Source organism: Allomuricauda sp. TY007 (genome assembly GCF_010468565.1).
In the GTDB taxonomy this organism is placed as follows: Bacteria; Bacteroidota; Bacteroidia; order Flavobacteriales; family Flavobacteriaceae; genus Flagellimonas.
In genome coordinates this window covers 1-14,089 of sequence record NZ_WUEG01000010.1, presented here as the reverse complement: position 1 = coordinate 14,089, position 14,089 = coordinate 1, and the positions used below count along the sequence as shown (strand labels likewise).

Genomic DNA, 14,089 nt, shown 5'->3' with positions numbered 1-14,089 from the left:
GATCAGGTTGTTTTCTGTATGCTTTTTATTCTGATGTTTCCTGAATTGTTTTTCTAGTGTTCGAAAACAACCAAGGCAATAAATCTGGCTCGGCAAACGCTGGGTCCCAACTGTTGTGATTGGCAAAATCGTACATGGTGAATTTTGGGTGAGCACCTGCTTTTAATAAAGCGGAAACCATTTCCATGGACTGCAAGGGGTTTACCACATTGTCCTGTGCTCCATGAAACACCCACAATGGTGTGTTTTTGGCATACACCGAAACGGATTCAGGTTCCCCTCCTCCACAAATTGGAATTGCGGCAGCAAATGTCCCTGGTTTTCTGCTCAACAATTCAAAAGTTCCCATTCCTCCCATGGAAAGACCCATCAAATAGACCTGATCATCCTTGGTATAAGGTTCCGCTATGGTGGTCTCGAGCAAATCCATTACCATTTCCAACGGTTTTGTGGGTCCTTCGCTGTAGGTAAAGTCCAAATTGATGGGATAGGAACTTCTATCCACATCTACACTGGCCCAATAACTGTTTTTTGGACACTGAGGAAATATGACAACTGCCGGATATCGTTCTTGCAGATAATCCGTAGCGAACAATTTGCCACCATTCCACAGTTGCTTTTCGTTGTCATTTCCGCGCTCTCCTGCCCCATGAAGAAAAAGTACTACGGGATATTTTCCGTCCTCTTTAAAATTCTTTGGATACATAATACGATATCGTAAAGTATCGTTCCCATCAATAAGCATTTTGGCTTCATATTTTGATTGCCATTGTGCAGCGACCAAATTACAAGCCAAGAACAAAAGAAAAAATGATAATTGTTTTGTCATATCAAAATCCAAGTTTGGTCAAACCAGCTTGAATGTCTTTGTTACCCATAAACAAATTCCAAAGCAAACCGGTCCGATAGTTTTCAATCATGATGATCTGTGGTCCTTGGTCTATGGCCAGATATGCTTCTGCAACCCAATCGTATTCTGGGCTGAAGGCATCGTAAAACCCGGCTGGACCCAACAAATCATCTCTATTCTTATAAAAGTAATGCATAGCATCCAAAGATTCGTCCGGTGCATAAGGAATTGAGCTTATTGCCGCTGTTGGGGATATGATTCCTGTGTCGTTGCTTGGGCTATGGGCGTTGTACCCCATGCTTCCATCGTTGTTTCGGGAGTAACTCGCCGTTAACCCCCAACAATCTTCGCCATAATCTTGATAAAAATCGGGATTGGCTACGCAGTACTCGTAATTGATCATGGTATGGTTGACATTTACATCCCAGTAATCCACATAATCATCGGAAAGATTTCGAGGGTCCAGCCCTAAATAGGAATAGTGCGCCCAAAACAAAGGTCCACCAAACTGTTCAGAGCCATTGTGTTTTACCAAGAGTGGATAACCGTACTGTGTATTCGCCGATTGGATTCCTCCACCGGAGGCCCAACCATTGGCATATACTTCCTTTTCAATGCCGAAATCTGGTGAGGCAGCAGCCATGATATAGGTGATCAACACCTCATTATACCCTTTTAGTTGAAGGTTGATATCGAAACCATGATTTGGGCTCCAATGCCAGTACAACACATTTTGATTTTGTGTATACCAATCCCATTCCACACCTTTCCAAAGCTCATCGGCTTGCAAGGCCAAGGCTTGCTCGGTATCTGAGCCATTTTTAAAATATTCTTTGATGCAGATGAGGCCTTGTGCCAAGAAAGCGGTTTCCACCAAATCGCCTCCATCGTCCAAATCGCTAAATGGAATTACGGCCCCTGTGGAACCATTAATCCAATGTGACCATGCTCCGTGAAAGCGATCGGCGTTTTCCAAGAAATCCAACAGGGTGGTCAATCGCCCCAATCCTTCGGCCCTGGAAATATACCCTCTTTCTATTCCGACCAAAATGGCCATCAGGCCAAACCCAGTTCCTCCAGCGGTCACCACCCCTTCACTGTTGCCCGGGTCATTTGGATGATACCTTTCCCTGGCTCCTCCAGAATCGGCATCGGCAAAGTCCCAAAAATATTTAAAGGTGGTCTCTTGGGTAAGGTCCAATAATTCCTCATCAGAAATCGTGGGTTCCTCATCGTCGTCGTCGACAGAACCGTTACCCGGAAGTTCTGGCTCTGTGGGAACATAGGTATAATCATCTCCTCCCCCACAGGATAACATCACTAAAGAAACAAGAAAAAGGTATATCGCGGTTTTAATCATTTGCTATTTCCATATTTGGGCTTTGAAAGCCCAATTTTTTGAGGCCGTTTTGAACCTCTTTATTTGTCATGAACAATTTCCAGAATAGTCCGCTACGGTAATTTTCTATCATTACGGGGATTGGCCCTTGATCTATAGCCAAATATCTTGGCAGGTACCAATCATCCTCCAAACTAAAGGCATCATAAGGTCCGTATTTGCCTATCAGGCTATCCTGTTCGTTGTACATGAACCTTAAAAACTGTTTGCTCTCTTCCGGAGTATAGGGCATAGAGGAAAGTGCAGCGGTTGGGGATATTACGCCCAAATCTTCTCCTGGGCGGTGTCCGGCATAGCCTTTTATGGAGTAGCTGGAGGTCAAGCCCCAGCAATCTTCTCCATACCCCTCATAATCCTTTGGATTGTCCACACAATATTTATAATGAATTAGCGCATGGTTCCGGTTCAACTTCCAATAATCACCGAACTGATCGGTAAGCCCTTTTGGGTTCAAACCTAAATAGGAATAATGTGCCCAGAAAAGTGGTCCTACAGGAGCATCACTATGTTCATAATGGTTTAGCTCTGTTTCCAAACCATAGTAAGTGGTGTCCTTAGCGATCTGACCGTCCACGGCCCATCCTTTTTCATAAACGGATTTTTTGATGGGGTGTGTCGGGGATGCCGCGGCCAAGACATACATAATAAGGGCTTCGTTATAGCCACCGACAGGAAAGTTCATTTCCCATTGATATTCGGGACTCCAATGCCAGTACAGTACATCTTCACCATTTTTGGTGTACCAATCCCACTCTACGCCTTCCCAAAGCTCTTGGATTTTTTCCGCCAATTGCTGTTCACGCTCATTTCCATCTTTAAAATACGCTTGAACCGTTAACAATCCTTGAATCAAAAAGGCAGTCTCCACCAAATCCCCTCCATTGTCCTTTTTACTGAAGGGGGTCACTTTTCCTGATGGTAATAACCAGTGCGGCCATGCACCATGGAAACGATCGGCTTTTTCCAGAAACCCAACGATACGCTCATAGCGTTCGAGAGCCTGTTCACGAGAAATAAACCCTCTTTCTACACCGACTAGAATGGCCATAAGACCAAATCCAGAGCCTCCGGTGGTTATAATATCCTTATCGTGGTTGGGATAAACTCCGTCCATGTGCATACGCTCCCTAGCCAATCCTGAAATGGGTTCCGCACCTTCCCAAAAATAATTGAAGGTTTGGTACTGTACGGAATCCAATAGTGCCTCATCGGCAATGGCAAGACTGTCCGCATCCATTTCGGTTGACTTTTTGGCCTCTTCCTTAGTTTTTTGGCCATTGCACCCTACAAGTAAAGTAACAATGGCCAATGGTAAAATGATTAACCTCATAAACTAACTGAATCAAATTTTTATAGTGCTATAGCACATTAATTGTTCATAATTTCTTGGATTTCCTCTTGGGTCAGCGACCTATCGAAAAGGTATAGATCATCGATATAACTCAAATCGGATAAGTGGTTCCAACCAATAAAATTTGGTGCACCGGAACCTATTGAAAGTATAGAGCAGTTTTCCCAACTTATGGTTTTTCCAGCCATATCCCCTGTGTTGACAACAGGTTCTCCATTCAAATAAATCAAGGTTTCCGTTTCGGTAACGGTAAAGGCTACGTGCACCCACACATCTGCGGTGGCATCAATAACTTCTCCGTCGTTCCAAACGTCTCCGGCATTGGTTCCCAAATGTAATTTGATACGCTGCTCATCAGCGGTACCTTCCCTAATAAGCCTGAAGCCTGCAGAAAGATCGTTATCGGTTCCACTCATTGGTGGACTTACCGTAAGGATCCCAGCTCTATCCGGGTCAGCGTTTACCTTGTACCAGAAAGCTCCACTAAATTGATTATTGAACAATCCATCAATCGGGAAAGCAAGGTAAGAATCGGTTGCACCGGCATAGGCGTCGCTACCTACGGCGCTTTCACCTGCGAAACTAGGCGTACCTACCACTGTGGCTTCTAGTCCGGAGTTGTCATCAATAGTAGATCCATCAAAAGGCATGTAAAGTGTGGAGCCGTAGTTTTTTGGTGTGACTTCTCCTCCAAAAACTTCTGCTACTTCTTCAGGAGAAAGCGATTTGCTATAGAATCTCAGGTCATCTATTATGCTATTATCCGATGCATGTCCCCAATAATCAAAGGTTGGTCCGCCTGCACCTATAGTGAAGGTATCACAACCCGTCCAATCAATCGGTGCCGACATAGCAGATGACAATACTTCGGTCCCATTGAAATAGATAACATTTTCACTATTTGATATGGTAAAAGTGATGTGAACCCATTCACCTGCGGTTACATCTATTACACCTCCATCGTTCCAGCTTTCTCCAGCTCCTGTTCCTACGTTTAGCTTAATACGCTGTTCGTCGGCACTTCCTTCTCGGAAAAGTCTGAAACCTTGAAAACGATCTACTTCGTCATCTCCAATTGTTATGATTCCCGCCCTATCTGGGCTGGCGTCTACTTTGTACCAGAAAGACCCACTGAACTCGGAAGTCATCAATCCTTCTGCTGGATAGTTGATATAGGAATCGGTGGCACCCAAATACGCCTGTTCCCCTACTTGACTTTCATCGGTGAAACTTGGCGAACCTACCTGGGTGGCAGCTTTGCTTCCCATTAGATCAATGTAATCTCCATCGAATGGCATATAAAATGATTCGCCATCGTATTGAGGGATGTATGGATTGGCGGCATTTATCATAATTTGAACATCGCTTTGCGTCAATGCTTTGTCAAAAATGCGTAGCTCGTCCATTTGACTGGCGTCATAGCCATGATCCCAATAGTCAAAAGTTGGTCCTCCTGCACCAATATGCAATTCCTCACAACCTGACCAATCTATTGGTCCTGCCATATCGGAAGTTAGCATTTCTATTCCGTTAAAGTATATGGTACTCTGGGTCTGGGAGATTGAAATGGCTACGTGAACCCACTCCCCCGCAGTTACATCAATCACTCCACCATCGTTCCAACTTTCGCCGGAACCGGTACCGACATTTAATTTAATTCGCTGTTCGTCGGCGTTTCCTTCGCGGAACAAACGGAAACCTTGGTTTCTGTCTTCGGCATCGTCGCCAACTACTAAAATTCCAGCTCTATCTGGTGTTGGGTTGACTTTGTACCAGAATGCGGCACTAAATTCTGTACTTTTTAGGTTATCCATCGGGAAAGTCAAATATGAATCTACAGCACCTTGAAAAGCATCTGCACCCAAAAAGGCATCTCCAGCAAAACCTGGATTGCCTACTTCCCCAGCCTCTTGGAAGCTAATAAAGTCCATATAATCTGCATTGAACGGCATATAAAGAACCTCTCCATCAAATTGTGCACTGTACGGAGCCAATTTGGTAAAATTCACCTCTTGAGTCGTTGTTTTACCTTCGGCATCGGTAGCCGATACGGTAACTGTGTGCTCTCCATTGCCCAATCCGTCGTAGGTTACTTCTTCCAATACGATCCTATAATCTTTAAAAGAATTGAATGTTGCTATTTGTGAGCCATCCATGGACACGGTCACATTGACCACTTCGATATCGTCGGTTACCTCAAAAGTAATGTCTATTGAGGTTTCTTCTTCAAATGGCATGAGTTCCACCCCTTCGGTAGGATAGGTTATGGTAACCTGAGGAGCTGTTTCATCCACTCCGGCATCTACAGCCGTTATAGGGTCGATTCCCTCGTTACATGAAACCACCAGAAGCCCCAGAAGCATCATTATGGATTTAACTATATATTTCATCTTATGCTGTTTATTTAGTTAGTTTAATCTTCACTACTTCCACCACCCAAGGTCGGAAGTGCATCCACTTGTGCTTGTGGATATGGCAATAGTTCCTTGTCCGCTGTAAAAGTGCGTCCGTCATAGCTGAGCTCTGAATAATTGTCCAGACGAATCATATCATAATAGCGGATTCCCCATTCCATACCTAACTCGGCAAATTTTTCGTCCATTACGTCACTGGATGAAACTCCAGACAACGAAGGCATTCCCGCTCTGCTACGAACCAAGTTTACGGCTTGGTCTGCGGTCATTCCTGAACCGCTGGCTCCTCTGGTCAAGGCTTCGGCATACATCAGCAATATTTCTGCATAACGTATTACAATCATGTTTTTTCCTCCTCCGTAATCATTTCGTTGATCAGTGAGCTGTACTGATGGCAGGTAGTGTTTGCCACTAGAGAATAATGCTCTTGCATAATCATTTATGACATCCCCATCTCTTGTTGTGTTATTTACAAAAGAAGGAAGCGTGGCATAATTGGGGTCAGTCTGTAATTCTGCAATGCCACGGTCTGTCCACAATACACTGGTCTCCAAACGAACAGCTTCATCCCTGTCCAACATAAACTTGATGAACTTCATACTTGGTTCGTAAAAGCCCCACCCATCGGATGCGTTTTCCCTTGCGGGGGTCCAACCTTGGGGGCCAAAAGGTGCATAAAGATGGTAAAACTCATCACTGGTACTGGAACCGTAATCGGAAAATTGTAGCTCGAACAGGCTTTCGTCGCTCAATTCGCCAGGTTTTTTGAAAAGGCTATAAAAATCGGGGTACAATGAAAACTTATTGGAGTTGATTATTGCGGCACAGGCATCTGCCATACCTTGATAATCTTCCATTTCCATGTGGGCCATGGCTTTTAATGCATAAGCCGTATAGCGGGTTACACCACCGGGAATGTCCGTTCTTTCATTTGGTCTTAAGTTGGGCAATACCGGAATGGCCTCATCCATTTGGTCAGATATGTATTGCATCATCTCTTGCTTGGTTGCAGGTCCATTGGCGATCTCGGCATCGGGTTGTGTGGACTCGATGATAAAAACATCGTTCCAAACCCTTGCCAGGTTGAAATGCAACCACGCCCTCATCACTTTTATCTCTGCAATGTATTGGTCTGCTGTTGCCTTCTCGCTTTCATCGGCGAAGTCCTTGAAATTTTCTATCAGCTCTATCTGGGTGTTCAATTCGACTATGTCACCATAATGGACATTCCAAAGTGAGTTGTACATCCAATACCCTTGATCGTAAACAAAATTATCGGTGTCCGCAAAAGGTTGTTGGTCTCCGAGTCCCCCTGCGTTTACATCGTCTCCACGAACGGAAAGCAATAAGGGTTCTTCCCATCCTCTTGTGGCAATTACATAATAGGAGCCGATCAATGCTTGGACCATATCCTCGGTCGCGGTGTAATCCAAATCATCGGCATTGAGCTGTCCTTCTCTTTCTTCGAACTTGTCCGAACATGATTGGATGGCAATCATCGCAATCAGGAGAAATACTACTTTATATAATAGGTTATTATTACGTTTCATCTCAATTTTTTTTATAGTTTAACATTAACACCTATGGTGTAAATCGCAGGAACGGGATAGGTCTGACGATCAACCCCATCGGATACTTCTGGGTTAAATCCATTGTAACTGAAGATGGTCAAAGGTCTTTCGGCTGTCAATGTGAATTTAAAATCGGGCATGTTGCCCTTAAGTTTATCACCACGTAAGGTGTAAGCCAACTGTATGTTCTGGATTCTGAAGAAATCTCCGTCCTCTACCCAAAAATTGCTCAATCGTTGGTTCCAACTGTTTCTAAGTCCTGCCGATGAAGGGTAGCTGTTGCTAGTACCTTCGCCATGCCAACGGTTTTTGGCCAAATCGGCATCCATGTTGGTATCGTTGGTAAAGATGACCTCGCCCCGTTTTCTGTTCAAGATTTTATTTCCTGATTGACCATAAAAATTCATGGAGAAACCAAAATCTTTATAATTTAATCCGAGGTTACCTCCGTAGGTAAACTTGGGAAGGAAAGAGCCCAATACGGTTCTATCCTGATCTGTAATGGCGCCATCCCCATCCCTATCATTAAATATCAAGTAACCGGGTTGAATATTCTGTCCATTTGCAATCGCGCTCTGTGCCACAGGGTCGGCATCAATTTGGGCTTGATTTTGGTAAACTCCGGTGGTTTCGTATCCATAAAATGCATACAATGGTTCTCCCTCCATAGTTCGCTGTCTATACTCGGCAGAACCTGAATCAATATAACCTCTTTCGTCCTCAATCTCGATGGCCTCATTTTTTACCGTGGTAAAATTGGCTCCAACAGTATAGGTGAAATCGGACGTAATTTCATCACTCCAATTCAATGCGATCTCTACTCCCGAGTTGCGGATAACCCCCGAGTTTCTTGAAATTGTTTGGTCCGCAATGGGAATATACACGGGCATAATGGCATCTTCGGTGTCCCTTATGTAGTAATCAGCCTCAAGCGATAAACGATTGTTGAAGGTATTCATGTTGAAACCAAAGTCCAACTCTTCCACTACCTCCCAGGTTAAATCGGTGTATGTACTTGTAGCGGTAACCCCTGTATTCGGGGTATCGCCCAAATCAACAGTTTCATTTTCAATAGTGTTGGCTCCGGCACTTGCAGGAACATTGTCGTTACCCAATCGACCCCATGCGGCCCTTAATTTTAAGAAATCGAAGAAGCCCACGTTTTCCATGAACGGTTCTTGGGAAATTACCCAACCGGCACCTACCGAAGGGAAATACCCCCACTGCTCCTTGGTAAACTTCGAGGATCTATCTGCCCTAAATGTTCCGTAGAGCAAGTAGCGGTTTTTAAAGTTATAAGATACCCTTCCAAAATAGGATTGTCCGTAAATCCTTTTGTTTTCTTCTTCTACATTGTTGTTGAACGACAACGGGTCTGCAAAATCCAAATACCACGATGTCTCATAGTTGATTCCGGCAATATCGCTACCAGTTGCCTCAAACCTATTGGAAGCCTCGTCCCTAAAAGATGTACCTGCCATTACGGTTACATTGTGGTCTTCGGCATAGGTATCGGAATAGGTAAGAACGTTGTCCCAAATTTGGTTATAGTAATTGTTCTGCTTTCTATTGATGTCCGAGATTCGCTGATCTCCAAAGCCCATATTGTAAGGAAGGTTTACGTAGCGCTCTTCCAGTGCGGAAAAGTCTATATTATAGGTTGTCTTAAAGGTAAGCTTGTCCTTTATCAGGTCTGTTTCCAAATAGATATTGGCCAACAACTTACGAATCTTCAATCTGTTATCGTTGTAGTCCATATCCGGGAACGGGTTTTGTGTACTCCTATACCCAAGCGCTTGCGCATTCGCATAGCGGGTCGGCGTTGCCTCAGTATTCATTTCATCAAAAACAGGGAGGATGGGAACGGCAAAATATGCCTTGAACCATGCTGCATCTTCCGGTTTTTGCTGGGTCGCGTTACTAAAAACCGTGTTCACCCCCATTCTTAAGTTGTCCATAACATCCACATCCAGTTTGGAGCGGATATTGAACCGTTCGTACTCGTTTTTCATATCCAACAGACCTTCTTGGGAGAAGTAGTTTGTACCAAGGGAATAGGATACATTATCGGTACCTCCGGTAACACTTATACTGTGATTTTGAATAAGTCCATCACGAATGATCTCATCGTACCAATCCGTGTTTACATCGGGCACGTTCGGATTAATACGACTTCTGCCATAGCGTTGCATGGCATTCAATATAAATTGGACGTCCGCTTCGGAGCCAGACTCAACAGCCATGGTGACAAATTGTTCGGCATTGGCCATTTGTAAAACATTTTGGGCACGCTGAATACCTGTATAGCCATTATACTCTATGGTGGGTTTTCTGTTTTTTCCGCCGGACTTGGTTTCAATGATGATAACACCGTTGGCCGCCCTTACCCCGTAAATGGCTGAAGAGGAAGCATCCTTTAGCACGTTCATCGACTTGATGTCGTTGGGGTTCAAGAAATCTATATTGCTGTAAAACATGCCGTCTACCACATAGAGCACCTTTGTTGCTGCTGAATCTTCGGAATCGTATGTTCCGAGCCCCCTAATACGCACATTAGGTGAACCACCTGGCGTACCGGTGGTAACAATCTGTACCCCGGCCACTTTACCCTGCAAAGACTGAAGTGGGTTTGCGGATGGTGTTTTTTCAATTTGTTCCGCATCTACTGTGGCAATGGAACCTGTTAAATCGGCTTTCTTTTGGGTACCGTAACCTACCACGACAACTTCGTCCAAACTTTGGGTGTCTTCCTGCATGGTCAAATCAATGGTTGTCCTATTATTAATAGGTACAGTTTGAGTTGTAAATCCGACGTAACTGAACACCAATGTTCCGTTACCCGGAATGTTCTCCAAACGATAATTGCCATCAAAGTCTGTTTGAATTCCTGTAGTAGTGCCCTGTAGCACTATGCTTGCCCCGGGCAACGGTTGTCCTTGATCATCCATGACCGTCCCAGAAATCGTTATATTGTCTTGAGCTAAAAGTACAGCTTGAAACAACAAAAACGAGATTAGCAATAGTTTGCTTTTTATTTTCATAATTGTGCAAAAATAGAGTTAGATTTTTACTAAATTAACAAAGTAACTTGTGCTTAAGGGCTAGTTGGAATACATAAAAAATACATCATCAAACAAAGGGCCCAAAACCCTTGTTTCATCGCGTTTGCAGTAGTATTCCAAGTTTTGATGTAAAAAGAATTAACACAATGATGTAGTGTTGATGTAGTTTGTTAAGCCGCTTTTAACATCCCTAAGCATGCAATTCTATGGTTTTTAAAAAGTGATAAGAAAATTGGAAAGGTTCTCCGAACTGTCCATATCGAGTTTTTTTCTCAGTCGGTAACGGTGTATTTCCACTCCCCTAATTGTTATCCCCATAAGAGGTGCGATCTCCTTGGTAGAAAGATTCATTTTAAGGTATGCACATAATTTAAGATCCTTTGGGGTCAATACCGGGTATGATTTGAGCAATCGTTCAAAGAAATCCTCGTGCAATTCCTTAAAATTGACCTCAAAACGTTTCCAATCTTCCGTATCCTCGATGGAACTGTTCAGTTTTTTAATAAAGGACCTGTATCGCTGGGAATTGGGGAATTTATCTTTGTTCATCACCAACATGTTCTTAAGCTCCAATATCATTTCATTTTTCTTGGCGATGTTCAGTGTTGTACTGGCCAATTCATTTTGTTTGAGCTTTACTTCCTTTGCCAGTTCTTCTTTTTCCAATTTTGCCATTCGCTCTTGTTGCTCCTTCTCCATTCGCTCCATAAGTTCCCTATGCTTTCTTTCCAATTTTTTTCTGTTGTACCGCCTTACCAAATAAATTGCCAAGCCCCCTAATGCTGCATAAAGGAAAAGACTCCACCATGAATAATACCATGGTGGCAAGATTTCAAAATTTAAGCTATTGTAGTTGGATAAGGCATTGCCCATACCTATAGTAGCCACTTTAAGGGTGTATGCTCCATAGGGTAGGTTTTGAAAGTTGATGAACCCGTTCTCCGCATACTCCGAATATTCTTTAGGTCCTTCCAATTTATAATAATAATGGGGGGTTATATATTCTGGTGATGCCACCTCTATAGCCAAGGATTGGGAACGCCCAAAAGGTATCTCCACGGTTCCACCTAAAACGGAATATTTGACTTTCTGATCCTTTAATACAACAAAATTAGGCACAGGAAGCTCCTGATTTTCAGAGAGACTCTTTAGCTCATGGGTGTTTATCTTGGCAAATCCATCCGTTAAAGTAATGTAGGATGTACTATCGTTCACCCTTATCACTTTCTGTGAATCCGGTGCCAATCGTTCCCGTAAAGGAAGATCCGTGATTATTAGGCTATCGCCTTTTAAATTGGTATGGATAATGGCCTTCTGCTCTTTATCATCTACAAACCAGAAATATTGTTCATCAAAAAACAACAGCTCTTTATTCTGGTAATTCTTGAACGCTTCAAACTTTTCCATGTGGTCCACGATAGGGTTATAGGTAAACCAATTGCCCTCACTGTTGAGTACAATATTATTTTTGATATTATAGAGCTTTACATTGTATTCGCTCGGAGCGCCATCGTTTTCAAAACCTTGAATCCTTTTGACCTTTTTGTTTGCTCCCTTTTCCAAATGAATCCTATAAAAACCTTTGTAGGGGTGTGCTGCCCAAAGAATATTGGGTGTTTCAAAACATAACTGTTTAATGGGATCATCAAATCCTTCAATTTTTGTCACTTCCCATTTGCCGTTATCCATTTTTTTGAACTTTGCGAGTCCGTTGTACGTGCCCTGAACATAGGCTGAGCTTGCATCCGGTACTTTGATTATTTGATATCCCCCCGCTATTGCTCCCACAAGTTCAAAGCTATTCTCGGTTACCCTGTAAGTACCTGTGTTGTGCCCACAGAGCAAATCACCCTCTATAACTTCCAAGTCCCAAACATGACCTTGTGAACCACTTACAAACCTAAGTTCGTCGCCCTCAAAATAAAAGACCCCCGTATTGCTCCCTAAAAATAATTTACCGTTGTACCATGCTATATCGTAGACCATGCCCAACGTACCGGTATAATCGGTATAGTATGATATTGGGTTGTTCAGTTTCACCCGGGCAATTCCGTTATCCAGCCCCAACCACAATTGATTTTTGAACAATAGAGAAGATAGTACCGTATTATTTTGAAGACCAGATTCCCTATTCAATACGCTGTAACGCTTGGAAACCGTATCGTATAGGTACATTCCATTTTTAATGGTTCCTAAAGCTAGAAGACCGTTGCCCAAAACGGTTATCTTATTTAGTTGATGTTGTTTAAGGTCTTCATTTATAGGAGCAGACCATGGTGATAATGTGCTGCCATCATACAAAAAACAACCATGCAATTTAGTCCCAATCAAAAGTTTATCTTGGAAAATGGCCATATCATTAACTGTCTTTCCCAACAAAAGATCTTGATTTGGCAAGGACACCAATCCCTCATTCTTAACCTCAAAAAGCCCTACAGATCCCCCTGCCACAATTAATCTATCATTGAACTCAATAAAATCAGAGACCACATCTGGAGGGTCTACAACGGATATATCATTGTTATCATAGAAATAGATTGCTGAAAAAGAGCGGAACACTACCTTTCCATCTTTAGATGGAAAAATTTCCCAAAATTCCTCACTGGTAAAAGTATGGTCTTTAATAAGGTGTGTTAAAGAGGTATAGCCCAACTCTCCAAACTTGTTTTTGGTCCAGTAACCAAACTCCTCGTACGAACCTGTATACACTCTATCGCCAATACTCTCTACAGATCGTATTATGGTATTGTTCGGTAATTTGTTCAAAGTCCATTGCTCCCCATTAAAATGAAGCAATCCTTTATTATTGGCTACAAAAAGTTCACCCTTATCATTTACAGAAACATCCCAGTTTTTACTTCCCCCCTTATAATCCAGTAATTGATAATTTTGGATCGGTGGTAATAATTGTTGTCCGTTAACCGATAAACAGATCAATAATACAATTGATAAAAGCCTGAAATGCATACTGTATAGTTATGTATGGTAAAGATCTTTCGAATCTTTGAATATACAAAACCACAGGAATTTTCAATTTATTTAAAAAGTGATGTGAATTAATGAATACAGGCTCCTTTTTAGGAGCCTGTATCAAATTAACTAAACTAACTCAAATCCAATCTATGGCTGAATTTTCCATAAAGAAGCTTTGGTTATTCCATATACATTACGTTAAGAGGTTTCCATCCTCGTCCCACTCTGCGATGATGCCCCGCTTGCTCTGGTCCACGCACTTGGCGAGCCATTCCTCGTCGTAGCTTACCCCGTGCTGTTCCAGTACATCCTCCGGAACGCCGTCCCATACGTTCGGCTGGTTCCCTTTGTAACCGATCTCCTCGATCCCGATCTTGCTCGTGTAGAAGCCCGTCATCGTCAGGTTCCTCACCAAGGAGAAGAAGTTCACCTCAAAGGGACGCTCGTTGCCCGGTACCTCAGGGTCGTA

General features: G+C 43.0%; 8 protein-coding genes. All 8 read right to left on the bottom strand.

The annotated features are described in order from the left end of the window. Positions 1–25: 25 nt before the first annotated feature. The gene (locus GO009_RS11650; protein WP_163626379.1) at positions 26–829 is read right to left on the bottom strand and encodes an alpha/beta hydrolase-fold protein; all 804 of its coding nucleotides are present in this window, start codon (positions 827–829) and stop codon (positions 26–28) included. A gap of 1 nt (position 830) precedes the next feature. Then, positions 831–2,210, bottom strand: a complete 1,380-nt coding sequence (locus GO009_RS11645) for a glucoamylase family protein (protein ID WP_163626378.1) — start codon at positions 2,208–2,210, stop codon at positions 831–833. Continuing rightward, positions 2,203–3,579 carry a glucoamylase family protein gene (locus GO009_RS11640; protein WP_163626377.1) on the bottom strand — a complete coding sequence of 459 codons (1,377 nt, stop codon included), beginning with the start codon at positions 3,577–3,579 and terminating at the stop codon, positions 2,203–2,205. The genes GO009_RS11645 and GO009_RS11640 overlap by 8 nt, the downstream gene beginning before the upstream one ends. A 38-nt stretch (positions 3,580–3,617) precedes the next feature. Further along, positions 3,618–5,990: a LamG-like jellyroll fold domain-containing protein gene (locus GO009_RS11635; protein ID WP_163626376.1), complete on the bottom strand. Its 2,373-nt coding sequence runs from the start codon at positions 5,988–5,990 to the stop codon at positions 3,618–3,620. A gap of 23 nt (positions 5,991–6,013) precedes the next feature. Continuing rightward, entirely contained in the window at positions 6,014–7,564 is a 1,551-nt protein-coding gene (locus GO009_RS11630; RefSeq protein ID WP_163626375.1) for a RagB/SusD family nutrient uptake outer membrane protein, read from the bottom strand. Positions 7,565–7,575: 11 nt separating this feature from the next. Further along, the gene (locus tag GO009_RS11625; RefSeq protein ID WP_163626374.1) at positions 7,576–10,626 is read right to left on the bottom strand and encodes a TonB-dependent receptor; all 3,051 of its coding nucleotides are present in this window, start codon (positions 10,624–10,626) and stop codon (positions 7,576–7,578) included. 234 nt (positions 10,627–10,860) lie between these two features. Next, a complete protein-coding gene (locus GO009_RS11620) occupies positions 10,861–13,614 on the bottom strand; it encodes a Two component regulator three Y domain-containing protein (RefSeq protein ID WP_163626373.1) in 2,754 nt (917 codons plus the stop codon). Positions 13,615–13,813: 199 nt separating this feature from the next. After that, the coding region (locus tag GO009_RS11615; protein ID WP_163626372.1) for a gluconate 2-dehydrogenase subunit 3 family protein at positions 13,814–14,089 on the bottom strand (276 nt) is incomplete at its 5' end.

Coding starts and splice junctions, on each gene's coding strand:
- GO009_RS11650 (WP_163626379.1), bottom strand. CDS start 829: ATGACAAAACAATTATCATTTTTTCTTTTGTTCTTGGCTTGTAATTTG.
- GO009_RS11645 (WP_163626378.1), bottom strand. CDS start 2,210: ATGATTAAAACCGCGATATACCTTTTTCTTGTTTCTTTAGTGATGTTA.
- GO009_RS11640 (WP_163626377.1), bottom strand. CDS start 3,579: ATGAGGTTAATCATTTTACCATTGGCCATTGTTACTTTACTTGTAGGG.
- GO009_RS11635 (WP_163626376.1), bottom strand. CDS start 5,990: ATGAAATATATAGTTAAATCCATAATGATGCTTCTGGGGCTTCTGGTG.
- GO009_RS11630 (WP_163626375.1), bottom strand. CDS start 7,564: ATGAAACGTAATAATAACCTATTATATAAAGTAGTATTTCTCCTGATT.
- GO009_RS11625 (WP_163626374.1), bottom strand. CDS start 10,626: ATGAAAATAAAAAGCAAACTATTGCTAATCTCGTTTTTGTTGTTTCAA.
- GO009_RS11620 (WP_163626373.1), bottom strand. CDS start 13,614: ATGCATTTCAGGCTTTTATCAATTGTATTATTGATCTGTTTATCGGTT.